The sequence below is a fragment of the Serratia sp. CY43202 genome, from assembly GCF_052168755.1.
Classification (GTDB): domain Bacteria; phylum Pseudomonadota; class Gammaproteobacteria; order Enterobacterales; family Enterobacteriaceae; genus Serratia; species Serratia bockelmannii.
Map to the genome: position 1 here is coordinate 81,700 of NZ_JBJNMB010000008.1, position 26,880 is coordinate 108,579.

23 protein-coding genes are annotated in these 26,880 nt (G+C 62.7%); 15 read left to right on the forward strand and 8 right to left on the reverse strand.

Annotated elements, in window-relative coordinates:
• The first annotated feature begins 373 nt into the window (after window positions 1-373).
• From ACJ8J5_RS17530 to ACJ8J5_RS17540, 3 genes are all read left to right on the forward strand, one after another.
• Window positions 374-2,293, forward strand: coding sequence for a PTS mannitol transporter subunit IICBA (locus tag ACJ8J5_RS17530; protein WP_060434902.1), 1,920 nt, complete (start codon window positions 374-376; stop codon window positions 2,291-2,293).
• A 58-nt stretch (window positions 2,294-2,351) separates the two neighbouring features.
• The gene (locus tag ACJ8J5_RS17535) at window positions 2,352-3,497 is read left to right on the forward strand and encodes a mannitol-1-phosphate 5-dehydrogenase (RefSeq protein WP_049204674.1); all 1,146 of its coding nucleotides are present in this window, start codon (window positions 2,352-2,354) and stop codon (window positions 3,495-3,497) included.
• Between the two features lie 94 nt (window positions 3,498-3,591).
• Window positions 3,592-4,143, forward strand: coding sequence for an MltR family transcriptional regulator (locus ACJ8J5_RS17540; RefSeq protein WP_016929575.1), 552 nt, complete (start codon window positions 3,592-3,594; stop codon window positions 4,141-4,143).
• On the opposite strand, the gene ACJ8J5_RS17545 is transcribed toward ACJ8J5_RS17540, so the two are convergent.
• Complete coding sequence (locus ACJ8J5_RS17545) at window positions 4,140-4,748, reverse strand: LysE family translocator (protein ID WP_049204676.1); 609 nt, start codon at window positions 4,746-4,748, stop codon at window positions 4,140-4,142. The genes ACJ8J5_RS17540 and ACJ8J5_RS17545 overlap by 4 nt on opposite strands.
• Before the next feature lie 142 nt (window positions 4,749-4,890).
• On the opposite strand from ACJ8J5_RS17545, the gene ACJ8J5_RS17550 reads away from it, so the two are divergent.
• A complete protein-coding gene (locus ACJ8J5_RS17550; RefSeq protein WP_049204677.1) occupies window positions 4,891-6,357 on the forward strand; it encodes an aminotransferase-like domain-containing protein in 1,467 nt (488 codons plus the stop codon).
• Between the two features lie 73 nt (window positions 6,358-6,430).
• Window positions 6,431-6,793 carry a YibL family ribosome-associated protein gene (locus ACJ8J5_RS17555; RefSeq protein WP_025304785.1) on the forward strand — a complete coding sequence of 121 codons (363 nt, stop codon included), beginning with the start codon at window positions 6,431-6,433 and terminating at the stop codon, window positions 6,791-6,793.
• A gap of 11 nt (window positions 6,794-6,804) precedes the next feature.
• On the opposite strand, the gene ACJ8J5_RS17560 is transcribed toward ACJ8J5_RS17555, so the two are convergent.
• The 4 genes from ACJ8J5_RS17560 to sodA all read right to left on the reverse strand — a co-directional run bounded on the left by ACJ8J5_RS17560 (window position 6,805) and on the right by sodA (window position 11,133).
• Window positions 6,805-7,584, reverse strand: a complete 780-nt coding sequence (locus ACJ8J5_RS17560; protein WP_049204679.1) for a class I SAM-dependent methyltransferase — start codon at window positions 7,582-7,584, stop codon at window positions 6,805-6,807.
• A gap of 103 nt (window positions 7,585-7,687) precedes the next feature.
• Window positions 7,688-8,359 (reverse strand): 6-hydroxyaminopurine reductase, encoded by a 672-nt coding sequence (gene yiiM, locus ACJ8J5_RS17565; protein WP_049204681.1) that lies wholly within the window; start codon window positions 8,357-8,359, stop codon window positions 7,688-7,690.
• Window positions 8,360-8,458: 99 nt separating this feature from the next.
• Entirely contained in the window at window positions 8,459-10,387 is a 1,929-nt protein-coding gene (locus ACJ8J5_RS17570; protein ID WP_141996929.1) for a methyl-accepting chemotaxis protein, read from the reverse strand.
• A 125-nt stretch (window positions 10,388-10,512) separates the two neighbouring features.
• Entirely contained in the window at window positions 10,513-11,133 is a 621-nt protein-coding gene (sodA, locus tag ACJ8J5_RS17575) for a superoxide dismutase [Mn] (protein WP_004934003.1), read from the reverse strand.
• Between the two features lie 417 nt (window positions 11,134-11,550).
• Between sodA and fdnG the strand changes: the two genes are divergently transcribed.
• From fdnG to selB, 8 genes are all read left to right on the forward strand, one after another.
• Complete coding sequence (fdnG, locus tag ACJ8J5_RS17580) at window positions 11,551-14,598, forward strand: formate dehydrogenase-N subunit alpha (protein WP_154618048.1); 3,048 nt, start codon at window positions 11,551-11,553, stop codon at window positions 14,596-14,598.
• 12 nt (window positions 14,599-14,610) lie between these two features.
• Entirely contained in the window at window positions 14,611-15,513 is a 903-nt protein-coding gene (gene fdxH, locus ACJ8J5_RS17585; protein ID WP_033649532.1) for a formate dehydrogenase subunit beta, read from the forward strand.
• On the forward strand, window positions 15,510-16,145 hold the full coding sequence (gene fdoI, locus ACJ8J5_RS17590; RefSeq protein WP_004934017.1) for a formate dehydrogenase cytochrome b556 subunit: 636 nt from the start codon (window positions 15,510-15,512) through the stop codon (window positions 16,143-16,145). The genes fdxH and fdoI overlap by 4 nt, the downstream gene beginning before the upstream one ends.
• Entirely contained in the window at window positions 16,145-17,074 is a 930-nt protein-coding gene (gene fdhE / locus ACJ8J5_RS17595; protein WP_004934019.1) for a formate dehydrogenase accessory protein FdhE, read from the forward strand. The genes fdoI and fdhE overlap by 1 nt, the downstream gene beginning before the upstream one ends.
• 114 nt (window positions 17,075-17,188) lie before the next feature.
• Entirely contained in the window at window positions 17,189-17,836 is a 648-nt protein-coding gene (locus tag ACJ8J5_RS17600; RefSeq protein ID WP_025304791.1) for a DcrB-related protein, read from the forward strand.
• 40 nt (window positions 17,837-17,876) lie between these two features.
• Window positions 17,877-18,482, forward strand: a complete 606-nt coding sequence (locus tag ACJ8J5_RS17605; protein WP_141996935.1) for a glutathione S-transferase — start codon at window positions 17,877-17,879, stop codon at window positions 18,480-18,482.
• 69 nt (window positions 18,483-18,551) lie between these two features.
• On the forward strand, window positions 18,552-19,946 hold the full coding sequence (gene selA, locus ACJ8J5_RS17610; RefSeq protein WP_414104981.1) for an L-seryl-tRNA(Sec) selenium transferase: 1,395 nt from the start codon (window positions 18,552-18,554) through the stop codon (window positions 19,944-19,946).
• Entirely contained in the window at window positions 19,943-21,799 is a 1,857-nt protein-coding gene (gene selB / locus ACJ8J5_RS17615; RefSeq protein ID WP_414104982.1) for a selenocysteine-specific translation elongation factor, read from the forward strand. The genes selA and selB overlap by 4 nt, the downstream gene beginning before the upstream one ends.
• On the opposite strand, the gene ACJ8J5_RS17620 is transcribed toward selB, so the two are convergent.
• The gene (locus tag ACJ8J5_RS17620) at window positions 21,789-22,700 is read right to left on the reverse strand and encodes a LysR family transcriptional regulator (protein ID WP_442520486.1); all 912 of its coding nucleotides are present in this window, start codon (window positions 22,698-22,700) and stop codon (window positions 21,789-21,791) included. The two genes, selB and ACJ8J5_RS17620, sit on opposite strands and share 11 nt — an antisense overlap.
• A gap of 121 nt (window positions 22,701-22,821) precedes the next feature.
• On the opposite strand from ACJ8J5_RS17620, the gene ACJ8J5_RS17625 reads away from it, so the two are divergent.
• Window positions 22,822-23,448, forward strand: a complete 627-nt coding sequence (locus ACJ8J5_RS17625) for a LysE family translocator (RefSeq protein WP_060434888.1) — start codon at window positions 22,822-22,824, stop codon at window positions 23,446-23,448.
• 54 nt (window positions 23,449-23,502) lie between these two features.
• On the opposite strand, the gene ACJ8J5_RS17630 is transcribed toward ACJ8J5_RS17625, so the two are convergent.
• Window positions 23,503-24,750, reverse strand: coding sequence for an MFS transporter (locus ACJ8J5_RS17630; RefSeq protein ID WP_049204735.1), 1,248 nt, complete (start codon window positions 24,748-24,750; stop codon window positions 23,503-23,505).
• 217 nt (window positions 24,751-24,967) lie between these two features.
• Between ACJ8J5_RS17630 and ACJ8J5_RS17635 the strand changes: the two genes are divergently transcribed.
• Window positions 24,968-25,960 (forward strand): acyltransferase, encoded by a 993-nt coding sequence (locus ACJ8J5_RS17635; protein WP_197835789.1) that lies wholly within the window; start codon window positions 24,968-24,970, stop codon window positions 25,958-25,960.
• On the opposite strand, the gene ACJ8J5_RS17640 is transcribed toward ACJ8J5_RS17635, so the two are convergent.
• Window positions 25,955-26,878 carry a GlxA family transcriptional regulator gene (locus ACJ8J5_RS17640; RefSeq protein WP_141996943.1) on the reverse strand — a complete coding sequence of 308 codons (924 nt, stop codon included), beginning with the start codon at window positions 26,876-26,878 and terminating at the stop codon, window positions 25,955-25,957. The genes ACJ8J5_RS17635 and ACJ8J5_RS17640 overlap by 6 nt on opposite strands.
• Between the last annotated feature and the right edge of the window lie 2 nt (window positions 26,879-26,880).

The following is a 26,880-nucleotide window of genomic DNA, read 5'->3' on the forward strand; positions in this document are numbered from 1 at the left end:
GGATGAGTGCTCACAGGGAAGATCAAACAGAGCGTTGCGATCGGCGCTGCAGCTAAAAATAAATTGTGACTAATGTCACAATTCAAAAACAAAACGTCAATTTAAAAATGTGATCATAGTCACTTTATTGGGAGTTTTGTGGCGACTTTTTTCTCACTGTGCTTTTTTTACACGTCATAAATGTGATCTTTATCACTATAAATGAGGGTTTGTTGGGGTGTTGTATGTGACTTGTATCACAAAAAATTCGTGAAGTTCGCGTGACAAAAACAGCGTGATAGAGTCCGTTTCGCATATAGCGGCAACACGGCTGGATCGTCACAACAATAATCACGCGCTCTATTGTCAGCGCGTAACAATAGGGGTGTGTTTTATGTTTTCACCAGACATCAAGGTTAAAGTGCAAAACTTTGGCCGCTTCCTGAGCAACATGGTGATGCCCAACATCGGCGCCTTTATCGCCTGGGGGATTATCACCGCGCTATTCATTCCAACCGGCTGGCTGCCGAATGAAACCTTAGCCAAGCTGGTCGGCCCGATGATCACCTACCTGCTGCCGCTGCTGATCGGTTATACCGGCGGGCGGCTGGTGGGCGGCGATCGCGGCGGCGTCGTGGGTGCCATCACCACCATGGGCGTCATCGTCGGTGCCGACATGCCGATGTTCCTCGGCTCGATGATCGCCGGCCCGCTGGGTGGCTGGGCTATCAAGCATTTCGACCGCTGGGTGGACGGTAAGATCAAAAGCGGCTTTGAAATGCTGGTGAACAACTTCTCCGCCGGCATCATCGGCATGCTGCTGGCGATCCTGGCCTTCCTGGGCATCGGGCCGCTGGTGGAGGTGCTCTCCAAGCTGCTGGCGGCGGGCGTGCACGTGATGGTGAAGAACAACCTGCTGCCACTGGCGTCCATCTTCGTTGAACCGGCGAAAATCCTGTTCCTGAACAACGCCATCAACCACGGCATCTTCTCGCCGCTGGGTATCCAGCAGGCCACGGAAGCCGGCAAGTCGGTGTTCTTCCTGATTGAAGCCAACCCAGGCCCGGGCATGGGCGTGCTGATGGCCTACATGTTCTTCGGCCGCGGCAGCGCCAAGCAATCCGCCGGCGGTGCGGCGATCATTCACTTCCTGGGCGGCATCCACGAAATCTACTTCCCTTACGTGCTGATGAATCCACGTCTGCTGCTGGCGGTGATCCTGGGCGGCATGACCGGCGTATTCACCCTGACGATGCTGAACGGCGGCCTGGTTTCTCCAGCTTCCCCGGGTTCGATCCTGGCGGTGCTGGCGATGACGCCGAAAGGCGCCTACTTCGCCAACATTGCGGCGGTGTGCGCAGCCTTTGCCGTCTCCTTCGTGGTGTCCGCTTTCCTGCTGAAAACCTCCAAAGTGAAAGAGGATGACGATCTGGAAGCCGCGACCCGCCGCATGCAAGAGATGAAATCGCAGTCCAAAGGCGGCGCAGCGGCGCCAGCGTCGGTCGACGGCGATCTGAGCACCGTGCGCAAAATCATCGTCGCCTGCGATGCGGGCATGGGTTCCAGCGCCATGGGCGCCGGGGTGTTGCGCAAGAAAGTGGCGGACGCCGGGCTGAAGAACATCTCGGTGACTAACAGCGCCATCAACAGCCTGCCGGACGATGTGGATCTGGTCATCACGCACCGCGATCTGACGGAGCGCGCGATGCGCCACGCGCCGCAGGCCCAGCACATCTCGCTGACCAACTTCCTCGACAGCAAGCTGTACAGCGATCTGGTCGACCGTTTGGTAGCGGTCAACAAAACCACCGACAACCAGCAGAAGGTGCTGGGCGCGCTGGACGACAGCTTCGAAGCCGGGGAACCGAACCTGTTCAAGCTGAGCGAAAGCAATGTGTTCCTCAACCTGCAGGCTAGCGACAAAGAGCAGGCGATCCGTTTCGCCGGCGAGCAGCTGGTGAAAGGCGGCTACGTCGAGGCGGAGTACGTGCCGGCGATGCTGGAGCGCGAAAAGCTCACCTCCACCTACCTGGGCGAGTCGATCGCCGTGCCGCACGGCACCATCGAGGCCAAAGACCGGGTGCTGCGCACCGGCGTGGTGTTCTGCCAGTACCCGCAGGGCGTGCGCTTCGGCGATGAAGAGGATGAAGTGGCTCGCCTGGTGATCGGCATCGCTGCGCGCAACAACGAGCATATTCAGGTGATCACCAGCCTGACCAACGCGCTGGATGACGAGAGCGTGATTGAGCGGCTGGCGCATACCACCAGCGTCCAGGAAGTGCTGGACCTGCTCGGCGGCAAAAAAGCTGGATAACAGAATCATTTTAAAGGGTGCAGCTTGCTGCACCCTTCGACATTAAGAAGGTAGAGTTATGAAAGCATTACATTTTGGCGCAGGGAATATCGGCCGCGGTTTTATCGGCAAGCTGCTGGCGGACGCCGGGGTTGAACTGACCTTCGCCGACGTCAATCAAACGGTGCTGGATCTGCTGAACAGCCGTAAAAGCTACGCGGTGCACGTGGTGGGCGAGCAAGAACGCGTGGAGAGCGTCAACAACGTCAGCGCCGTCAACAGCGGCAGCGAGGCGGCGGTGGCGCTGATCGCCGAAGCGGATCTGGTGACCACCGCCGTTGGCCCGCAAATTCTCGCCAAAATCGCCGGCACGATCGCCAAAGGGTTGGTGCTGCGCCATCAGCAGGGCAATGTGCAACCGCTGAACATCATCGCCTGCGAGAACATGGTGCGCGGCACCAGCCAGCTGAAACAGCATGTGTTCGCCGCGCTGCCGCAGGATGAGCAGGCATGGGCTGAGCAGCATGTCGGCTTCGTCGATTCGGCGGTCGATCGCATTGTGCCGCCGGCGGACAGCAACGACCCGTTGGAAGTGACGGTGGAAACCTTCAGCGAATGGATCGTCGATCAGACCCAGTTCAAAGGCCAGCCTCCGGCGATCGCCGGTATGGAGCTGACCGATAACCTGATGGCGTTCGTCGAGCGCAAGCTGTTCACCCTCAACACCGGTCACGCCATCACCGCCTACCTCGGCCAACAGGCCGGGCTGCAAACCATTCGTGACGCCATTCTCGACCCGGCGATCCGCCGCGTGGTGAAAGGGGCGATGGAAGAGAGCGGCGCGGTGCTGATCAAGCGCTACGGCTTCGACGCCGACAAGCACGCCGCCTACATCAACAAAATCCTCGGCCGCTTCGAAAACCCGTATCTGCACGACGACGTCGAGCGCGTGGGCCGTCAGCCGCTGCGCAAACTGAGCGCCGGCGATCGCCTGATCAAACCGCTGCTGGGCACGTTGGAATACGGCCTGCCGCATGCCAACCTGATCCAGGGCATCGCCGCCGCCATGAGCTACCGCAGCGAACAGGATCCGCAGGCGCTGGAGTTGGCGGAACTGCTGAACACGCTCGGGCCGAAAGCCGCGCTGGCGCAAATTTCCGGCCTGCCGGCGGAAAGCGAGGTTGTAGAAGAGGCCGTTGCTGTGTATAACGCCATGCACAAGTAGAATCGTGATGATGAACACCCGAGCGCAGCTTGCTGCGCTCCTGCAACCCGAGTTCGGCATCGACGGCCCTCCCCACGCCTTTCGAAAAGCGACGATGGAAGAAGCACAGGCATTTGAAAACCAGGTTCTGGAAAAGCTGAACGCGGGCAAAACGGTGCGCAGCTTCCTGATCGCAGCGGTAGAGCTGCTGGCGGAAGCGCTCAACGTGCTGGTGGTGCAGGTATTCCGCAAGGATGACTACGCGGTGAAATATGCCGTCGAACCGCTATTGTCCGGCAGCGGCCCGCTGGGGGAGCTGTCGGTGCGCCTGAAGCTGATGTACGGCCTGGGGGTGATTTCCCGCCACGAATATGAAGATGCCGAGCTGCTGATGGCGATGCGCGAAGAGCTGAACCACGACGGGTCGGAATACCGCTTCGTCGATGACGAAATTCTCGGGCCGTTCGGCGAGCTGCACTGCGTGGCCGCGCTGCCGCCGGTGCCGACCTTCCTGCAGCCGGGCGAGGCGGATGAAGCGCTGATCGCCATGCAGCGCCAGCGCTATCAGCAGATGGTGCGCTCCACCATGGTGCTGTCCATTACCGATCTGATCGCCGGCATCGGCGCCAAACAACCTTCCCGACTCTCTCCTCTCGGCCGCGGCTAAGCAAAGGCCGCGCGCCACTCGTCGAACAACAGCCACAGCGCGGTGGCGGCCATCAGTCCGGACATCACGCCGTTGAAGGCGCGCAGTTTCCAGGTCACTCGCAGCGCGTTGCGCAACCGGTCGCCCAGCACCGCCCACAGCAGCACGCACGGCAGGTTCAGCAGCGCGAAACCGGCGATGACCGACAGCGTATGGACGAAGGTGACGCCTTCGCGCGGGGTGAACAGGATCGCCACGTTGATCACCATCAGCCAGGCTTTGGGGTTGACCGCCTGAAACAGTGCACCGTTGAGCAGGCTCATCGGCTGCGCCTGCTCTTTGGCGTCCGGCGAGGCCGCCTGAAACAGCTTCCATGACAGCCACAGCAGATAGGCGCAGCCGATCACCGCCAGCGGGAGGCGGATGACGCCGGCCCAGCTCAACGCCAGCGCCAGCAGCGGGATAATGATCGCCAGCTGTACCGCACAACCGACACAGATGCCAAACAGCATCGGCAGGGTGCGGCGCAGGCCGAAGTTGACGCCCGACGAGGCCAGCAGCAGGTTGTTGGGGCCGGGGGTGATCGACATGACGGTGACGTAGCTGACAAAGGCGGAGTCCAGCATGGCAGGTTCCTTGAAAATGACGGTGATAACGAGAGGATCAGCATAATCGCTGCAATGGGATGGTGACAGAACCACAAATCGGATATTGTCATGGTTACAGTTGTGCAAAATGTAAACTGTACCCATTACTTGGAGAGAAACTGTGACCTTGCTCGATGAAACCCCGGATACCCGTTACCTGCAACTGGCGGATACGTTGGCCGAGGCCATTCGACGCGGCACGCTGCTACCCGGTGACCGCTTGCCTTCGGTGCGGCGCTGTGCGCAAACGCACCGCGTCAGCATCAATACCGTGGTGTCGGCTTACCGCACGCTGGAGGATCGCGGGCTGATCGAAGCGCGACCGCAGTCGGGGTTTTATGTCCGCAGCACGCTGCCGGCGCTGAAGATGGCCTCGGCGCCCAGCGGCCGCATCGAGCCGCCGGCGGACGACGTGCTGGCGCTGATCGATACGGTATTCGCCGCCCAGCAGAATCCGGCCTTCACTAACATTGCGCTGGCCTGCCCGCAGACCAGCGACTTCTATCCCGGCGGCAAGCTGGGGCGTATGTTGTCTTCTCAGCTGCGCCGCCAGCCGGATCTGATCGGGCAGTATCCGTTGCCGCCCGGCAGCCTACGGCTGCGCCAGCAGATCGCCCGCCGCTCGATGACGCTGGGCATGTTGCTGGAGCCGGGCGACGTAGTGCTGACCCATGGCTGCATGGAGGCGCTGCAGCTGGCGCTGCGCGTCACCACCAAACCGGGTGACTGCGTCGGGCTGGAGTCGCCAACCTATTTCTATCTGCTGCCGCTGCTGGCCAGCCTGGGGCTGAAAGCGCTGGAAATCCCCACCGATCCGCAGCTGGGGCTGTCGTTGGACGCGCTCGAGTTGCTATTGAACGAGAAGCGGCTGAACGCGGTGATCGCCATGCCGACGGTGCAAAACCCGTTGGGCTGTACCATGCCGCTGGCGGCGAAAAAGCGGCTGGCGCGGCTGATGAACGATCATCAGGTGCCGTTGATTGAAGACGGGCTGTATGCCGAGATCCAGTTCGGCGGCGCGCTGTCGCCGGCGGTGAAGGCGTTCGATCGCGACGGCTGGGTGCTGTTTTGCTCCAGCTTCACCAAAACGCTGGCGCCGGATTTTCGCGTCGGCTGGATCTGCGGCGGCCGTTTTCACGAGGCGTTGCGCAAGCTGAAGGCGGTATCGTCGATGTCCGAATCGCAACTGCTGTCGGAAACGCTGGCGACCTTCCTCGAGAGCGGCGGCTACGATCACCATTTGCGCAACCTGCGCAAGCGCTATGCGGCCCAGGTCGACGAGGCGCGGGCGCTGATCGCCCGGCATTTCCCGCGCGGCACGCTGGCCACGCAGCCGGCGGGCGGCTTCGTGTTTTGGGTTGAATTTCCCCCCGGCGTGGACAGCGTGGCGCTGTTCCATCAGCTGCTGGAGGAGCAGATCTGTTTGACGCCGGGCACCCTGTATTCGCCCAGCGGGCGTTACCGCAACGCGCTGCGGCTCTCCTGCTGCTACCCATTCAACGCGCGCTACACCCAGGCGTTGGCCCGGCTCGGCGCCAGGGCCTGCGAGATGAGCGGCCTGCCGCCCGGCATTGCGCAGGACGGGTAACGGCGCGCGCCTTTTGCTACAATGCCGGTATCATTGATTAGCGTGCCATTTTGGGCACAACGGGCCAGAGACCATGAAAGAGAAAGAAAAGGCAGAGATCAAGCGCCTGAGCGACCTGCTGGACGCCTTGAACCACAAAGACGCGACCGTGATCCAACAGGGCAACCCCGAGTTGATCGCGCAGCACACCAAAGAAAAAGAGAAACTGGCGACGGAGATCGAGCGCCTGAAAGACGTGCGTGGCGAGAAGCTGAGCGCCGAAGCGCAGAAGCTGAGCAAGCTGCCGTTCAGCCGCGAGATCACCAAGAAAGAGCAGGCCGATATGGGTGCGCTGAAGAAAAGCGCGCGCGGGCTGATCGTGGTGCACCCGATGACCGCGCTGGGCCGCGAAATGGGCCTGAAAGCGGTCACCGGTTACGCCAAGAAAGCCTTCTGAACCCCCGGGCGTCAGACCTTGGTGGTGAAATACGCCTTGGTCTGATAGGGCACGGTTACCGTGTCCTGGCCCTGTAACTCCTCTTCTTCCGCCACCAGTTGGCGCAACCGATCGATAACCTGCTCCTGTTGCGGCTGTGGCAGTGCGGCGATAAAGCTGGTTGAACGCACCCGGTTGTAGATCACGTCCTCCACCGCGCCGCGGTGGCCCAGCATAAAGACCTGCTCCTGCAGCGGTTCAAAGCCTTTGAACGGGAAGAATTTGCGCCATTCGCCGGTATAGAAACGCGGCGCATCGCCTTCGTGGCTATCGACGATCTGATTCAGTTTACGCACCCAACCGACGCGCGCATCGCGCATGTTCCACACCAGACCGAGTTTGCCGCCGGGCTTGAGAATACGCAGGATTTCCGCCAGCGCCTGCGGCGTGGCGAACCAGTGGAAGGACTGGGCGCACACCACGGCATCGACCGACTCGTCCGGTAGCGGGATCGCGTCGGCGGTGCCCGCCAGCGTTTTCACCTGCGGCAGCGCCGCCGACAGTTTTTCCAGCATCTGCGGCACCGGTTCGACGGCGATCACCTGCGCGCCGGTTTCCAGCAGGCGCGGAGTGAACTTGCCGGTACCGGCACCGAGATCGATGATCGTCATGCCGGCGTGCAGGCCGATAGACTCACGCAGCCAGGCGGCGATTTCCGGCGGGTAATCCGGCCGGCCTTTTACATAGCGATCGGCGTTGGCCTGATAGCCCTCGGCGGCGGCATGATGAATCGAATGGGTCGGGGTGGTCATATACCTGGCTCCTGGCTGAAAAAACACGCGGCTACAGTATAGGCGGAAGAAGAGGGTTAACGCGGCATTCGGCGCACGTTTTTCATCTTTTCCGCCTGCGATTTCAACGGCCGAGCAGGCGGCGGTTGAAGTCCTCGAGGCGCCCTTCGGCGAGCCGCGTGAGCATGGTCTTGCTCCAGCTGGCGGAGAGGCCGGCGACCGCCAACAGGCGGCGATATTGTTCCGCGTCGAACGGCATATGCCAGGCGATGGCGATGGCTTCGGCGACCGACACGTCGCTGTTGCGCGCCGCCAGCTCCAGCGGACGATCGCCGCTGACCGCACCCGGCGAGACCACCCGATACAGCCAGCCGCAGCGGCCGCTTTGCTGCATCAGCACCGAAATATCCTCGATGGCGAAGTGGTAGTTGAGCTTGAAGCACGGCGAGCGCGGCTGGGTGACTTGGATCAGCGCTTCGCCCCAGCGGAAGATGTCGCCCATAAACACATTGTGTTCGGTCAGTCCTTCGGTGGAGATATTCTCGCCGAAGGCCGGGGCGCAAAACTGCTCGACCTGCGCCGGAAACTGTTCGCGCCAGTGGGCATAATGTTCGCGCGGGTAGTGGCACAGCGCGCGATCAGGCCCGCCGTGGTAGCTTTTCTCGGCTTGCTCGTCGCCTTCCAGGCCGAGCGGCGTGAGCCGGATGGCGCCATCCACCTGGCGTTTGGCGATGGCGCTGGGGCGCCCGCCTTCATAGGGTTGAATATTGCCGATGTAAACGTCTGGGTGATGCATGTGCGCCTCCGTGTCTCGCGTCGAGGGCTCAGCATAGCCTGAGTTGTGCCGGGGGGACATAACAACCCGCCCGAAAGTCATCGGGCGGGCGGCGGGGCGTCAGAAGGTGGTCCAGTTTTCTTCCGCGGCGGCGTTGGCGGCCGCGGGTTTTACCGCCGGCGCTTTCGGCGCGGCGGCTTTCACGGCGGCGGGTTCGGTCTGCTCCGCCAAACGGAACACCGAGACGCTCTGCAGCAGCATGTCGGCCTGTTCTTCCAGCGAATCGGCGGCGGCGGCGGACTCTTCCACCAGCGCGGCGTTCTGCTGGGTGGTGTGGTCCATTTCGACGATCGCCTGGCCAATCTGGGCGATGCCGCGCGTCTGCTCATCGGAGGCGGCGGCGATCTCGGCCATGATGTCGCGCACGTGGGTGACCGAACGGACGATCTGTTCCATGGTGTTGCCGGTGCTTTCCACCAGTTCGGTGCCGGTTTTCACCCGGCTGACCGACTCGGCGATCAGCCCTTCGATCTCCTTGGCCGCCTGGGCGCTGCGGCTCGCCAGGCTGCGCACTTCGCTGGCGACCACCGAGAAGCCGCGTCCCTGTTCGCCGGCGCGCGCCGCTTCCACCGCGGCGTTGAGCGCCAGGATGTTGGTCTGGAAGGCAATGCCGTTGATTAGGGTAGTAATTTCGGCGATACGCTGCGAACTGCTGGAGATATCGCGCATGGTGCTGACCACGTTTTCCACCAGCTTGCCGCCCTGTTGCGCGGTCTGCGAAGCGTCGGTGGCCAGCTGATTGGCATGATGGGCATTGTCGGCGTTTTGTTTCACCGTGGCGGTCAGCTGTTCCATGCTGGCCGCGGTTTCTTCGACCGCCGCCGCCTGCTGTTCGGTGCGGGAGGAGAGATCGGTGTTGCCGGCGGCGATTTCCGCAGAGGCGGTGGAGACCTGGCTGACTCCCATCTGAATCTTCTCAATCATGGTGCGCAGGTTTTGGCTCATCGCCGCCACCGCGTTCAGCAGTTGCCCCAGCTCGTCGCGGCGGGTGCTGGTCTGTGCCTGGCGCAGGTCGCCGCTGGCGATGCGTTCCGCCATGGCCAGCGTGCTGTGCAGCGGACGGGTGATCTGCAGCGTGATGCGCCAGGCGATAAGCACCCCGGCGATGATGGCGATCAGCGTGGTGATGCCCATTTGCAGCTGCGCCAGATTGATGTTGTTGCGCGTCTGTACCAGCTCGTCCTGCATAAAGGCGTTCACCAGCGTGCCGATCGCTTGCGCGCGTTCGCCGAGCTGCCGGCTGATCTGCTGCTCATGCTCATAGGCCGGCAGGTAGGCCGCGATGCGGTTTTTGTAATCGTCCAGCGCGGCCAGCAGCGGTTGCAGCTGCGGGCGTTGCGCGTCGCTGACCCGGCGGCTCAGGGCATTGGCCGCGTCGCGCGCATCGTCAATGGCCGCCATCAGCGGCGCTTCGGTTTCCTTGTTCAGGCTCAGCAGCAGGCCGCGCGCGCCGTAGCGCACCTGGGTCAGCTTCTGGTTCAGTTGGATGAAGGCCAGCTGCAGATCGCCGTTGGTCAGCTGGCGCTCCACCTGGCTCAGGCTGGCCTGCACTTCCGACATGTTCCAGCTTTGGCGCACCGCGTCTTTCGCCGTGACCGCCTGCTCAAAGACTTTTTGCTGCTGCTGATATTCCCCGATCAGCGTCACCAGACGCTGCAGATCCTTGCGGCTTTGGGCATCCCAGTCCAGCGCTTGCCCCTGGTCTATCAGTTTGACGGCGTTTTCAATATTGGCGCGGTTGTTCTGCAGATACTCCGGCTGGTAGGTCTGGCCGTACATGGCGCGGTTGTATTTGGCCTGGTTGATCTCCTCGTTCAGCCGGTTGCTGAAGTCGATGCGATCGGCGCGGGATTCGATGATATGCAGATATTGCGCCCCGGTGCCGGCGATGACGATCGCCAACAGCAGCAACAGCGCGAAGCCGAGACCGAGCTTTTTACCTACGGTGAGATGAGTGAACTTTCCTGCCAATGCTTGCAATGCCGCCATAGCGTTTTTCCTTCTCCGGGCGAACGTCAATTGAACAAACCATCGGCAAGAAGTGGTCAAACTTTAGCGGATTTCAGGCAAAAAAATACCCGCCGGTGGCGGGCATCTTCATCAACGGGGGCGAATTACTTCTTCGCGGCGAAGCGTGCGGCGGCTTCGTCCCAGTTGACCACGTTCCAGAACGCCTTGATGTAGTCAGGGCGTTTGTTCTGGTATTTCAGGTAGTAAGCGTGTTCCCACACGTCCAGGCCGATGATTGGGAAACCGGAAGCGCCGGCGACGGCTTCGCCCATCAGCGGGCTGTCCTGGTTAGCGGTAGACACTACGGCCAGTTTGCCGTCTTTCAGCACCAGCCAGGCCCAACCGGAACCGAAGCGGGTGGCTGCGGCTTTCTCGAACTCTTCCTGGAATTTCTCAACGCTGCCGAAATCGCGCTCGATGGCCGCTTTCAGATCGCCGCCCAGCGTGGTGCCGGTTTTCAGGTTTTTCCAGAAGAAGCTGTGGTTGGCGTGGCCGCCGGCGTTGTTGCGCATGAAGGTGCGTTTGTCGGCAGGCACTTTATCCAGATCCTGGATCAGCTCTTCAACGCTGTATTTGGCCAGCTCAGGGTAGGCTTCCAGCACGGTGTTGGCGTTGTTGACGTAGGTCTGGTGGTGTTTGGTGTGATGGATTTCCATCGTCTGCTTGTCGAAATGCGGTTCCAGTGCGTCGTAAGCGTACGGCAGGGATGGCAGTGAATAACTCATAATCATCATCTCCAGTGGTGTATGGGCGGCGCAAAGGGCGAGCACCGCGTAAGCAGTCGGATCATTATAGTTAATTAAATGATATTGAAAATGATTATCAATGCCCTGTGAAGTGTGTGGTTAATGTACAAATCGATGCGCTAACATACTGATAGAAGAGGACGGCGGGTGGCCGCGTCAAGCCATCGCCCCGGCACGTTGGTTACTCTCTATACTGTAGGGAGCGCCAAGGTCGAAATGTATCGAAATGTGCCAATGCGTTCACTGAATGAGCACGAGTGTGTAACAACCACAAGCACGCTGTGGTAATATGGCCGGCGTTCGTAGCAAGCATAACAACAGTGACATTCGCGTTTGCCGCGCTAGCGGGGCAGGCGCATTTGAACAATGTGACAATCGAGAGTAAAGGAGACCCCCATGCAGGTCAGCAGAAGGCAGTTCTTTAAGATCTGCGCTGGCGGTATGGCAGGAACGACGGTGGCCGCGCTGGGCTTTGCCCCCGAAGTGGCGTTGGCGGAAACCCGGCAGTACAAACTGCTGCGCGCCCGTGAGACCCGTAATACCTGTACGTATTGTTCCGTCGGCTGTGGGCTGTTGATGTACAGCCTTGGTGATGGCGCCAAGAACGCCAAAGAAAGCATTTTCCATATCGAAGGGGATCCGGATCACCCGGTAAACCGCGGCGCGCTTTGCCCGAAAGGCGCCGGCCTGGTTGACTTCATCCACAGCGAAAGCCGCCTCAAGTACCCGGAATACCGGGCGCCAGGGTCGGACAAATGGCAACGCATCAGCTGGGACGACGCCTTTACCCGCATCGCCAAGCTGGTGAAAGAAGACCGCGATGCCAACTTCATCAAAACCAACGACCAGGGCGTTACCGTCAACCGTTGGCTGACCACCGGCATGCTGTGCGCCTCGGCCGCCAGCAACGAAACCGGTTTTCTGTCGCAAAAATTTAGTCGCGCTCTCGGCATGCTTGCCGTAGACAACCAGGCGCGTGTCTGACACGGACCAACGGTAGCAAGTCTTGCTCCAACATTTGGTCGCGGTGCGATGACCAACCACTGGGTTGATATCAAGAACGCGAATTTGATTATCGTCATGGGCGGTAATGCGGCGGAAGCGCATCCGGTGGGGTTCCGCTGGGCGATGGAAGCCAAAATACACAACAATGCCAAGCTGATCGTGATCGATCCGCGCTTTACCCGAACCGCATCGGTGGCGGACTTCTACACGCCGATCCGCTCCGGGACCGACATCGCTTTCCTGTCGGGCGTGTTGCTGTATCTGATGACCAACAACAAGTTTAACCGCGAGTACGTCGAGGCCTACACCAACGCCAGCCTGCTGGTGCGGGAAGACTTTGCCTTCGAAGACGGCTTGTTCAGCGGCTACGACGCGGAAAACCGCAAGTACGACAAAACCACCTGGAACTACCAGTTCGACGAGAACGGCTTCGCCAAGCGCGACGTCACGCTGCAGGATCCGCGCTGCGTGTGGAACATGCTGAAGCAGCACGTGAGCCGCTACACGCCTGACGTGGTGACCAACATCTGCGGCACGCCGAAGGACGATTTCCTCAAGGTGTGCGAATACATCGCCGAAACCTGCGTCGCGGATAAAACCGCTTCGTTCCTGTACGCCCTGGGCTGGACTCAGCACTCGGTCGGCGCGCAGAACATCCGTACCATGGCGATGATCCAGCTGCTGCTCGGCAACATGGGCATGGCGGGCGGCGGCGTCAACGCGCTGCGCGGCCACTCCAACATCCAGGGTCTGACCGATCTCGGCCTGCTGTCGCAGAGCCTGCCGGGCTACATGACGCTGCCGTCGGAGAAACAGACCGATCTCGACACCTACCTGAAGGCCAACACGCCGAAGGCGCTGCTGCCGGGCCAGGTAAACTACTGGGGCAACTACCCGAAATTCTTCGTCAGCATGATGAAGACCTTCTACGGCGATAAGGCGCAGAAGGACAACAGCTGGGGCTTTGACTGGTTGCCGAAGTGGGACAAAGGCTACGACGTGCTGCAGTACTTCGAGATGATGGCGCAGGGCAAGGTCAACGGCTACTTCTGCCAGGGCTTTAACCCGGTGGCGTCGTTCCCGAACAAAAACAAGGTGGTGGCTTCGCTGTCCAAGCTGAAGTTCCTGGTGACCATCGATCCGTTGAACACCGAGACCTCCAACTTCTGGCAGAACCACGGCGAGTTCAACGAGGTGGATCCTTCGCAGATCCAGACCGAAGTGTTCCGCCTGCCGTCCACCTGCTTCGCCGAAGAGAACGGTTCGATCGTCAACTCCGGCCGCTGGCTGCAGTGGCACTGGAAAGGCGCAGACGCCCCGGGCGAAGCGCTGAACGACGGCGAGATCCTGGCGGGCATCTTCAGTCGCCTGCGCGAGATGTATGCGCGCGACGGCGGTGCGGTGCCTGAACAGGTGCTGAACATGCGCTGGGACTACCTGACGCCGGACAACCCGGCGCCGGAAGAGGTGGCGCAGGAGAACAACGGCAAGGCGCTGGCGGATCTGCTGGATGCCGACGGCAAAGTGGTGGTGAAAAAAGGCGAGCTGCTCAGCTCGTTCGCGCAGCTGCGCGACGACGGCACCACCGCCAGCGGTTGCTGGATCTTCGCCGGCAGCTGGACGCCGGCCGGCAACCAGATGGCGCGGCGCGACAACGCCGATCCGTCCGGCCTCGGCAACACGCTGGGCTGGGCCTGGGCATGGCCGCTCAACCGCCGCATTCTGTACAACCGCGCCTCGGCGGATCCGCAGGGTAAACCGTGGGATCCGAAACGCCAGCTGCTGGAGTGGGACGGCGCCAAGTGGGTCGGGGCCGATATCCCGGACTACAGCACCGCTGCGCCGGGCAGCGACGTCGGGCCGTTCATCATGCAGCCGGAAGGCATGGGCCGCCTGTTCGCCACCGACAAGATGGCGGAAGGGCCGTTCCCTGAACACTACGAGCCGTTCGAAACGCCGCTCGGCACCAACCCGCTGCACCCGAACGTGGTGTCCAACCCGGCGGCGCGCGTGTTCAAGGACGATCTGGCGGCGATGGGCAAATCCGACAAGTTCCCGTACGTCGGCACCACCTATCGTCTGACCGAGCACTTCCACTACTGGACCAAGCACGCGCGGCTGAACGCCATCGCGCAGCCGGAGCAGTTTGTGGAGATCGGCGAAAAGCTGGCGGAGAAGAAGGGCATCAAGCAGGGCGATACCGTGAAGGTCAGTTCTAACCGCGGCTACATCAAGGCCAAGGCGGTGGTGACCAAGCGTATTCGCACGCTGCAGGTGCACGGCCAGGAAGTCGACACCATCGGCATCCCTATTCACTGGGGTTACGAAGGGGTGGCGAAGAAAGGCTTTATCGCCAACACGCTGACGCCGTTCGTCGGCGACGCCAATACGCAAACGCCGGAGTTCAAGGCGTTCCTGGTCAACGTGGAAAAGGTGTAACGGAGACGAATTATGGCCATGCAATCTCAAGACATCATTCGTAAATCCGCCACCAATGGCTTCACGCCGGCGCCGCGCGCCCGTGACCACCAGGAAGAAGTGGCCAAACTGATCGATGTCACCACCTGTATCGGCTGCAAGGCCTGTCAGGTGGCCTGTTCCGAATGGAACGACATCCGCGACGAAGTGGGGCACAACGTCGGGGTGTACGATAACCCCGCCGATCTGACCGCCAAGTCGTGGACGGTGATGCGCTTCTCCGAGGTGGAGGAAAACGGCAAGCTGGAATGGCTGATCCGCAAGGATGGCTGCATGCACTGCGCCGATCCGGGCTGCCTGAAGGCCTGCCCGTCGGAAGGCGCGATCATTCAGTACGCCAACGGCATCGTCGACTTCCAGTCCGAGCACTGCATCGGCTGCGGCTACTGCATCGCCGGCTGCCCGTTCGACGTACCGCGCATGAATAAGGACGACAACCGGGTGTACAAGTGCACCCTGTGCGTCGACCGCGTGGACGTCGGCCAGGAACCGGCCTGCGTGAAAACCTGCCCGACCGGCGCCATTCACTTCGGCACCAAGGAAGCGATGAAGCAGGTGGCGGCGGATCGCGTCAGCGAGCTGAACACCCGCGGCTACCAGAACGCCGGTCTGTACGATCCGGCGGGGGTGGGCGGCACGCACGTGATGTACGTGTTGCACCACGCCGACAAACCGCAGCTGTACCACGGTTTGCCGGACAACCCGAGCATCAGCCCGGCGGTGACCTTCTGGAAGGGCGTGTGGAAACCCCTGGCGGCCATCGGTTTTGCCGCCACCTTCGCGGCCAGCGTGTTCCACTATGTCGGCGTCGGGCCTAACCGCGTCGACGATGAGGATGAGCACGACGAGTCGCATGACGAGGAGACGCGCAAATGAGAAAGGAAAAGCCCATTCAGCGTTACAGCGCACCGGAGCGCATCAACCACTGGATCGTGGCGTTTTGCTTCGTGTTCGCCGCCATCAGCGGGCTGGGGTTCTTCTTCCCCTCCTTCAACTGGCTGATGAACATCTTCGGGACGCCGCAGCTGGCGCGCATTCTGCACCCGTTTGTCGGGGTGATCATGTTTGCCGCGTTCCTGCTGATGTTCCTGCGCTACTGGAAGCATAACCTGATCAACCGGGAAGATATCGTCTGGGCCAAGAACATCCACAAAATCGCCATGAACGAGGAAGTGGGTGACACCGGGCGCTATAATTTCGGCCAGAAGTGCGTGTTCTGGGCGGCGATTATCAGCCTGGTGCTGCTGCTGGCCAGTGGCGTGGTGATCTGGCGGCCGTATTTCGCGCCGTCGTTCTCCATCCCGCTGATCCGCATCGCGCTGCTGGTGCATTCGCTGGCCGCGGTCGGCCTTATCATCGTGATTATGGTGCACATTTACGCCGCATTGTGGGTAAAAGGCACCATTACCGCGATGGTGGAAGGCTGGGTGCCGGCGGCCTGGGCCAAGAAACATCATCCGCGCTGGTACCGTGAGGTCCGCGAGAAACGACAGGAAGATAAACCCTGATGAGTATCCGCATCGTTCCTAAAGAGCAGTTAGGGGCACAGCGTGAGAAGTCCACAACGGCGGAGAACATCCCGCCGTTACTTTTCGCCAACCTGAAAAGCCTGTACAGCCGCCGCGCCGAACGTCTGCGTCAGCTGGCGGTCGACAACCCGCTGGGCGACTATCTGAACTTCGCCGCTGAACTGGCGCAGGCGCAGCAACATGCGCTGCACGATAATCCGCTGGCGCTCGATCTGAGCGAAGCGTTGGCGCAGGGCGCCGCCAGCGGCAAACCGCCGCTCGATCTGAGCGTGTTCCCGCGCAGCGAGCACTGGCGCAAGCTGCTGACGTCGCTGATCGCCGAGCTGCGCCCGCAGGCGCCGGAGCATATCCTGGCGGTGCTGGACAACCTGGAGAAAGCCTCGGCGCACGAGCTGGAGCTGATGGCCGACGCCTTGCTCAACCGCGAGTTTGGCAAGGTGGGCAGCGAGAAGGCGCCGTTCCTCTGGGCCGCGCTGTCGCTCTATTGGGCGCAGATGGCCAGCCTGATCCCCGGCAAGGCGCGCGCCGAATACGGCGAGCAGCGTCAGTTCTGCCCGGTGTGCGGCAGCATTCCGGTCTCCAGCATGGTGCATATCGGCACCGTCAACGGCCTGCGCTACCTGCACTGCAACCTGTGCGAAAGCGAATGGCACGTGGTGCGGGTGAAGTGCAGCAACTGTGAGCAGACCCGCGATCTCAACTACTGGTCGCTGGACAGCGAACAGGCGGCGGTGAAGGCGGAAAGCTGCGGCGACTGCGGCACTTACCTGAAGATCCTCTATCAGGAAAAAGACCCGCAGGTCGAAGCGGTGGCTGACGATCTGGCTTCGCTGGTGCTGGACGCCCGCATGGAAGAGGAAGGCTTCGGCCGCAGCAGCATCAATCCGTTCCTGTTCCCGGCGGAGTAACCGCCCGGCCCCGTTCGCGCGGGGCCGGACCCGCAATTTAAGAACGGGCTTCTGGCATTCGCCCGGGCGAGTTGCTACGTTTAGGCCATGACGCGCCAAGCGAAAGGAACCACGATGTTAAACACCCTGGCAAAACTGACCGCGGTCGCCGTGCTGGCGATCGGACTGGCGGCCTGCGACAACAAGGACGACACCAAACCGGCGGTGCCGCCACCGGACACCAAGCCGACCGTGACGCAGCCCGCGCCACCGCCGCCTGCGCCGGTAGAAACCCCGCCCGCGCCGCCGGGGCTGAACGTGTCGCTGCAGAAGGGCAAGATCACCTTCGAGTTGCCGCCGGGCTTTAGCGATCAAACGCTGAACAGCGGCATCGTTAATGACAGCACCTCCACCATCCAGCGCTTCCTCGACGGCAAGTCGCGCCAGAGCGCGGTTTCGTCCGAAGTGATCCCGCCGGACGGCATGAAGATCAATACCAGCGACAAAATGCTGAAAGAGCTGACGCAGAGCGCCATTACGGTGCTGGCCGAGCGCTATCAGAATATCCAGACCACCAAAGAAGAGAACTTCACCGTCGGCAAACAGAAGTTTCGCCGGGTGGATACCGAGCAGACCGTCAACGGGCAAAAGGTGGTTTCCACCCTGGTGTTGACGGTGTTCAACAAGCGAGTAGTGACGCTGCAAATGCTGTCGCCGGCCAAAACGCCGGAAGTGCATCAGGCGCTGGTGCAGCGGATTATCGATACTCTGGCGGTGAAGTAAGGGCATTGCGCTGCGGCCAGGACGAAGCGGAGGAGACCGGATGAAGCTTATCGGCAGTTACACCAGCCCCTTTGTGCGCAAGATTTCCGTGATGCTGCTGGAGAAGGGGATCGCGTTTGAATTCGTCAACGATCCGCCGTATGAGCCCGGCAGCCGGGTGAAGGAGCAGAACCCGCTCGGCAAAGTGCCGGTGCTGATCGCCGATGATGGCGAGGTGTTTTACGACTCGCCGATCGTGGCCGAATACCTCGAACTGCTGACGGTGGAGCCGGCGTTTTTGCCGGCCGATCGCGCCACCGCGCTGCGCGTCCGCCGGGTGGCGGCACTGGCGGACGGCGTGACTGAAGCGGCGGCGACGCTGTTCCGCGAAAGCCGGCGCGCGCCGGAAAAGCAGGACGAAAACTGGATGCTACGCCAGCGTGACAAGCTGACGCAGGGCCTGGACGCATTGGAGGCGCTGGCGCAGGAAAAAACGTGGCTCAATGCCGAGCGGCTGACGCTGGCGGATATCGCCACCGGCTGCGCGTTGGGCTACCTCAATTTCCGCCACATTCTGCCCAACTGGTGCGTCCAACGTCCGGCGCTGGTCAAGCTGGCCGAACGCCTGTTCGCCCGCGAAAGTTTCGCCCGCACGGCACCGCCCTGAACGTTCTTTTCTCCCCGCCGCGGCGGGGTTTTGCTATGCCGATACGTCTAAATTGAAAACCGAGCGACCATGAGCACTGAATCCCACCTTCTTTACAGTCAACTGCCCGCCATCGACCGCCTGCTGCGTGAACCCGCGATTGAACCGCTGGTGGCTCAGCATGGCCAGACGCTGATCGGCGAACTGTTGCGCCGGCTGCAGGCCCAGGCGCGCGACGCTATCAAGCAACAGCAACGTTTACCGGCCTGGTGCGGCGACTGGCCGCAGGCGCTGCGGGCGGAGCTGGCCCGGCAGCAACGCCCGGCGTTATTGCCGGTGTTCAACCTCAGCGGCACCGTGCTGCACACCAACCTCGGGCGCGCCCTGCTGGCGCAGCCGGTGAAGGACGCGGTCAGCGCGGTGATGGGAGAGGCGGTGACGCTGGAGTACGATCTGGACGGCGCCGGGCGCGGTCATCGCGATCGGGCTGTGGCGGATCTGCTGTGCCGGCTGACGGGCGCGGAAGACGCCTGCATCGTCAATAACAACGCGGCGGCGGTATTGCTGATGTTGGCGGCGATCGCCCCCGGCAAAGAGGTGGTGGTGTCGCGCGGCGAGCTGGTGGAGATCGGCGGCGCGTTCCGCATTCCCGACGTGATGCGCCAGGCCGGCTGTCAATTGGTTGAGGTCGGCACCACCAACCGCACCCATCTGAAGGATTACCGCCAGGCCATCAACGAGCAGACCGGCCTGTTGATGAAAGTGCACACCAGCAACTACAGCATTCAGGGCTTTACCGCGGCGGTCGATGAGGCCGAACTGGCGCTGCTCGGGGCCGAACAGGGCGTGCCGACCGCCACCGATCTGGGCAGCGGCTCGCTGATCGATATGGCGCAGTACGGCCTGCCCGCCGAACCGATGCCGCAGCGGTTGCTGGCCGCCGGCGTCGATCTGGTGACGTTCTCCGGCGATAAGCTGCTGGGCGGCCCGCAGGCCGGCATCATCGTCGGCAAAAAGGCGCTGATCGCGCGCCTGCAGCAGCATCCGCTCAAGCGCGCGCTGCGCGTCGGCAAGCTGACGCTGGCGGCCCTGGAGGCCACGCTGCGGCTCTATCTGCAACCGGAAAAACTGGCTGAGCAGCTGCCGACGCTGCGGCTGCTGACCCGCCCGCAGCAGGAGATGCAACAGATGGCCGAGCGGCTGCTGACGGCGCTGACTCCACGGTTCACCGCCGATTTCGAGCTGCGCGCCGAACCGTGCTGGTCGCAGATTGGCAGCGGTTCGCTGCCGGTGGATCGCCTGCCCAGCTATGCGCTGACCTTCACGCCGCGCGACGGCCGCGGTGCCACGCTGGAAGCGTTGGCTGAGCGCTGGCGCCGCCTGCCGCAGCCGGTGATCGGCCGTCTCGGCGACGGCCGGCTGTGGCTGGATCTGCGCTGTCTGGCACAGGAAGGGGCGCTGATCGACGCGTTGAGCGCATCATGATCATCGCCACCGCCGGCCATGTCGATCATGGCAAAACCACCCTGCTGCAGGCGATCTCGGGGATCAATGCGGATCGCCTGCCGGAAGAGAAGCGCCGCGGCATGACCATCGATCTGGGCTACGCCTACTGGCCGCAGCCGGACGGCCGGGTACTGGGCTTTATCGACGTGCCCGGCCACGAAAAATTCCTCGCCAATATGCTGGCGGGTGTCGGCGGCATTGACCATGCGCTGCTGGTGGTGGCCTGCGATGATGGCGTGATGGCGCAGACCCGCGAGCATCTGGCGATCCTGCGCCTGAGCGGGCGTCCGGCGCTGACGGTGGCGCTGACCAAGGCCGACCGGGTGGAGGCGGCGCGTGTCGACGAGGTGCGCAGTCAGGTGCGCGACGAGCTGGCGCGCCAGGGCTGGCCCGATGCGCCGCTGTTTGTCACCGCGGCGGCGGCGGGAGAGGGCATCGAGGCGCTGCGCGCGCATTTGCTGGCGTTGTCGCCCGGCGAGCACGCGCTGACGCGCCGTTTTCGCCTGGCGGTAGACCGTGCGTTCAGCGTCAAAGGGGCGGGGCTGGTGGTGACCGGCACCGCGCTCGGCGGCCGGGTGAAGGTGGGGGATACGCTGTGGCTGACTGGCGCCGACGCGCCGGTGCGGGTGCGCGGCCTGCATGCCCAGAATCAAACCGTGGAACAGGCGCAGGCCGGGCAACGCATCGCGCTTAACATCAGCGGCGATGTCGATAAAGAGCGGATCGCGCGCGGTGATTGGCTGCTGGCGCAGCGTCCGCCCGAAGCGGCGGAACGCATTCTGGTGGCGCTGGAGACGGATCGGCCGATCCGCCATTGGCAGCCGCTGCATCTGCACCATGCCGCCAGCCACATCACCGGGCGCATTTCGCTGCTGAACGACGGACTGGCGGAACTGATCCTCGATCGCCCGCTGTGGCTGGCGGAAAACGATCGGCTGGTGCTGCGCGATATCGGCGCGCGGCAAACGCTGGGCGCGGCCCGGGTGCTCAGGCTGAATGCGCCCAAGCGCGGCAAGCGTCAGCCGGACTATCTGGCATGGCTGCAGGCCTTGGCGCAGGCGCAGGACGACGTGCGGGCGCTGGCGCTTGAGCTGCCGCACGGCGCGTTGTCGCTGGTGGCGTTCGCCTGGGCGCGTCAGTTGACCGACGACGGCCTGGCGGCACTGCTGGCGAACCGCGATCTGCTGATCGTCGGTGACCGAGCGCTGGCGCAGGAGCAGGTGCAACAGGCGGAGAGCCGCCTGCTACAGGTGCTGGCGGAGTATCACCAACAGCACGCCGACCAGCTGGGGTTAGGACGCGCCCGCCTGCGGCGCATGGCGCTGCCTCAGCAGCCGGAAGCGCTGGTGTTTATGATGATCGATCGGCTGCTGAAGGCCGGCGCGCTGCGCAATACGCGCGGCTGGCTGCACTTGCCGGAACACGGCCTGGCGTTCAGCGCCGACGAGGCGCCGCTGTGGGCGCGCATCGAACCGCTGTTCGGCGACGAGCCGTGGTGGGTGCGCGATCTGGCGAGCGAACTGGGCGAGGAAGAGAGCCGGGTACGGGCGCTGCTGCGCAAGGCGGCTCAGCTGGGCCATGTGACGGCGGTGGTGGTGGATCGCTACTACCTCAGCCGACGCATCGATCAATTCGCGGCGCTGATCCGCGAGCTGGATGCGGAGCGCGGGGGCGCCAACGCCGCCGATTTCCGCGATCGGCTCGGCGTCGGGCGCAAGCTGGCGATCCAGGTGCTGGAGTTCTTCGATCGCAGCGGCTTTACCCGCCGCAAGGGCAACGAGCATCTGCTGCGCGACGGCGGGCTGTTCGGTAGCGAGTCCCCTACCCGATAAACCTGACGGCGGCCCGGCTGACGTCGGGCGTTTGGGCGGTGAGAAACGCCTGTAAACGTTCGATCAGCGGCCGTTTTGCCGATTCTTCCGGCCAAACCAGATAGTAACCGTCGCCGGTGCGCACGGCGGCGTCACAAGGCAGCGCCAATAACCCCTCCTCAATCGTCCGCAGGCTCAGCGCCAGATCGCCGATCGAAACGCCGTGCCCGGCGATGGCCGCCGCGTTGCCCTGTTCCAGCGAATCAAATACCTGGCCGCGTGTGAGATCGATCGGGGCTGCGATGCCGCTTTTTTGCAGCCAGCGCCGCCAGTCGCGCCGATCGGGCGAAGGATGGATCAGCGGGCAGGTGGCGAGATCGCGCTGCGCGTCGGCGAGCAGCGCGGGGGCGCAAATTGGGATCAGCCATTCGTCGAACAGCTTGGCGGCGGCGGTATTGGCGCCGAAATGGCCGTTGCCGAGCAGGATGGCGCAGTCGTAGGGTTCGCTGAAAAAATCCACGCTGTCGATGTCCATCCACACGCTGGCTGCCTGCACCTCGAACGCCTGCGCCGTTTGCCGGAATCGGCTCAGGCAGTCCAGCAGCCAGCGTAGGGTCAGGGTGGAGGGCGCCTTCATCCGCAGCAGATCGCGGTGGCTTCTGAACAGCTCGCAGGCTTGTTCGATGCGGCCAAACCCTTGCTGCAGCTCGGCGGCGAAGATTTTTCCCTGCGGGGTGACCTCGATGCGTGGGCCGTTGCGCTGGAACAGCCGATAGCCGAAGTGCTGCTCCAACGTTTTGATGTGCTTGCTGACGGCGCTGGGGGTGAGATGCAGCTCGTCGGCGGCCAGCGTGAACGAGCCGGTGCGGGCGGCGCTCTCGAAAGCGCGCAGGGCGTAAAGCGGCGGAAGGGAACTGGCCATCGCGGCGTCTCTAAGAATGAGTCTGGCTCACAGTAAACGACAGGATTACTCCTTTTTCAAGGCGGGGGCTACGGCACCATAATGATCCGACGCCAACCGCCTGAATGTGAGTGAAATAAAGATGAACCTGTCGTTGCTGGCGGCGTATTTCGCCGCCATTTTCTTGCTGATCGCCACGCCAGGGCCGGTGGTGATGATGGTCGCCAACACCGCGGCGCGCTTTGGCGCCCGGCGCGCGCTGTTGACCGCGCTGGGCAGCAATGGGGCCTCTTTGTTGCTGATCGGTATTGCCGCGCTGGTTGTCACCGGGCTGTTCGCGGTGGATATGCGCTTGCTGCAGTGGATAGGCCTGCTGGGCTGCCTGTTTATCGGCCGCATGGCGATCGCCTCGCTGTATGAGGATTTATCCGCACGAACCCCCGATGCGCAGCCCGTTGCACCATCGCAAAAACGCTCGGCGATGGCAAACGGTTTTCTGGTAGGCATCGCTAACCCCAAGGACATCATCTTCTTCGTCGCCTTTTTCCCGCAGTTCATCGCCGTCACTCCCTCGATCGGCGCCAGCCTGACGCTGCTGACCGCGCTGTGGGTGCTGGCGGATTTCGCCATCTTGCTGGCCTATATCACCCTGCTGTCGGGAAAGGCGCTGCAGCGCGCGCGGCGGGCGATCTCTGTCCTGTCGGCGTTGCTGCTGTTGGGGGTGGCGGTAGTGGGAGCGGGGTATGCGCTGTGGGGGCTGCTCGGCTGAGGCCGCATAAAAAAACGCCGGTCGGGAAACCGGACCGGCGTTTTATCGTCGCGTTTACACCGCGCCGGTCGGCTGCGGTGTGGGGTCGCCGTTGCGGCGTTTGCCGAGGAACAGCGCCACCAGCGTCAGCCAGCACAGGCCGCTGATGAGGTTGAACAGGTTGAACAGCCCGCTGCCGCCCCAGACGTAGGCGACCTTGGCCAGCTCGATGCCGACGGTGAATACCATCATGCTCAGCATGCCCATAGTGGCCGACACCGTGCCTTTGCTGACATTGCTGGAGAACAGCGTCAGGCGGTACAGCCCGGCGTTGGCGAGGCCGATGCCGAAAGCGTACAGGCTCAGGCCGGCGGTCATCCACAGGTAGGCGTGGCTGGAGAACTGGGTTGCCAGCGCGGCGATCAGCAGCCCCAGCAGCATCGGGCCCGCGCCCAGCTTGATCAGGCGCTCCACGCTGTTTTTGCCGGTCAGGCGCGCCAGCGTCAGGTTGCCGAGGATCAGCGCGCCGAACACCGGGATTTGCAGCAGGCCGTAGTCCAGCGTCGACAGCGACTCACCGCTGATCAGGATCACCGGTGACTGGGCGATCCAGGCCAGCAGCGGCAGGCTGGCGAAACCGATCGCCAGCGCGCCGCACAGGAAGCGGCGGTTGCCCAGCACCTGGCGGTAGTCGCGCCACAGGTTGGCGGCGGAAAACGCCTCGCCCTGCAGCGTGGCGGTTTCCGGCATGGCTTTCCACAGGCCGTAGAAGGCGATGGCCGCCAGCGCCGCAAACAGCACGAACATGCTCTGCCACGGCGCGACGTGGATCAGCGCCGCGCCGGCCAGCGGCCCGAGCAGCGGGGCGATCAGCGCCACGTTGGCCATCAGGGCGGTGATTTTGATGCACACCGATTCTTCAAACGACTCCTGGATGGTGGCGTAGCCGACCGCGCCGATAAAGCATAGGCCGATGCCCTGCAGGAAACGCATGGCGATGAACTGCTCGATGGTGGTGACCAGCAGGATCGCCAGGCAGGAGACGATAAAGAACGCCACCCCGGCCAGCATCACTGGGCGACGGCCGCGGCGATCCGACAGCGGCCCGAGCAGCCACTGCAGGAAGATGCCGCCGGCCAGATAGGCGGTCATCGAGGTCGGTACCCACTCTTCGCCGGCGTTGAAATCCGCCACGACGGCCAGCATGCCCGGCTGAATCATATCGTTGCCGATATAGGTGGCGAACTCGAACAGCACCAGACAAAGAGGGAATAAAAGCGCCTGTCGGCCCAAACGTGCCGCAGGTGGTAATGTCGTTTTCATATTATTGTACTGATAGTAAAAGAGAAAAAGGAACTGCCAGGGCGGGAAGCGCAAACTGAGCGAGTTATGGCGGCTATTTTGCCGCCAATTGTTCACCTTCGCAATCATAAGGTGTTGTTTAAGTGCATTCTGATATTTCGCTTTTGGGTTGTCGCCGAACGCCGTGCCCGATAACCTCTTCTTAACATATCAATATGACACAAGATCGGGCGAGCGTTTGAGCGAGAAAATCGGCTGGATAGACAACCTGCGGGCGATGGCGTGCATGATGGTGGTGATGATCCACGCCACCACCTATTACGTCACCAACGGCGTGGCAATAGGGTTGCACAACTGGGACATCGCCAACGTGCTGAACTCGCTGTCGCGCGTATCGGTGCCACTGTTCTTTATGATTTCCGGCTACCTGTTCTTCGGCGAAAAGAGCGCCGGCCGCCGGCATTTCACCCGCATCGTCAGCTGCATTCTGTTCTACAGCGCCATTGCGCTGATCTACATCGCGGCTTTCACTAAGATCGGTTTCTGGCCGTCGCTGCGCGGCATGTTGCAAAAGCCGGTGTTCTATCATCTGTGGTTTTTCTACGCTATCGCGGTGATTTACCTGCTGTCGCCGCTGATCAGCGTCAAACCGGTGTCGCGCCGCTACCTGGCCGCCGCGCTGGTGGTGTTGGCGGCGATCGCCAACCCGAATACCGATAAGCTGACCTTCGGCAACGCGCATCTGCTGCCGGTTAACCTGTATATCTACGGCGATACCTTCTACTACCTGCTGTATGCGTTGGCCGGACGGGCGATTGGCATGATGGAGGCGCGCGGGCGCGCCGTGGGCTGGTTGGCGGCGTTGGGATTTGCGCTGTGCGTGGCGCTGATCGCACGCGGCACCAAACATCAGCTGTTCATCAACGGCAACTTCGCCGATACCTACTACATCTACAGCGGCCCGCTGGTGTTTATGGCGGCGGTGGCGCTGCTGGTGTGGGTGAAACACTGTCTGCCGCAGCCGATCGGTTGGTTGAGCGCGTTTTCCCGCCATTCGCTGGCGATTTACGGTTTTCACGCCCTTATCGTCAACGTGATGCGCAGCCGGCACCTGGACTTCACCGGCCACCCGCTGCTGGATATCTTCTGGGTGTTCGGCGTGGCGCTGGGGCTCAGCCTGCTGCTGTCTGTCGGCCTGCAGCGGCTGGATACCCGCCGGCTGGTGTCATAGCGGCGAGTGCTGGCGTTGCTGGGCGCGGCGCAGCTGCCGCCCGGAAGAAAAACCGGCCGCCAGCGCGGCCTTCTCCAAGCCATACCCTTGCTGCAGGCGCTGTTGCGCCACCGCCAGCCGCAGCTGCTCATGATATTCCCGCACGCTGATGCCGACGTGGCTGCGAAACAGCCGCGCCAGGTGGCGGCTGCTGACGTGCGCCTTCTCCGCTATCTGCGGCACCGACCAGTCGGCCTCCGGCTCGGCGGCCATCACGTCCTGCGCGCGGTGCACCGCCGGGTGCAGGTGGTTGCGGTAGCGCAGCCAGGGCGACAGCTGCGGATCGTCCCCGGCGCGGCGGAAATAGACCACCATATCGCGGGCGACGTCGCGCGCCCGGCCGGAACCGCAGTGGCGGTGGACCAGGTGCAGCGCCAAATCGATGCCGGTGGTGATGCCCGCGCTGGTGTAGACGCCGCGATCTTCGACGAAGATACGGTTCTCTTTCACCTGCGCTGCCGGCGCCTGCCGGCGGATACGTTCGATGACGTCGTGGTGGGTAGTGCACTGATAGCCGTCGAGCAGCCCGGCCTGCGCCGCCAGCAGCGCGCCGGAACAGATGCACACCAGGGTGATGCGCTGCCGCTGCAGGTCGGGCCGCAGCGTCGCCAGCCAGCGGCGCGCCTGCTCGGCCTCTTCCCCGGCGAAATAGCGCTGCGAATCGCCGACGCCCGGCAGCACCAGGATGGCACCGTCTTCCAGGCGCTCGGGCAACGGCTGCAGGCCGCTCAGCGTCATGCCGATGGAGCAGACGATCTGCGGCGCCGGGCTGAGATAACGCAGGGTGAACTGCCCGGCGAGGCGCAGGGTTTCCGCCGGGCCGCTGACGTCCAGCGACAACACGTTGGGCAACAGCAGAAAATAGACGGCCTGCGACATGG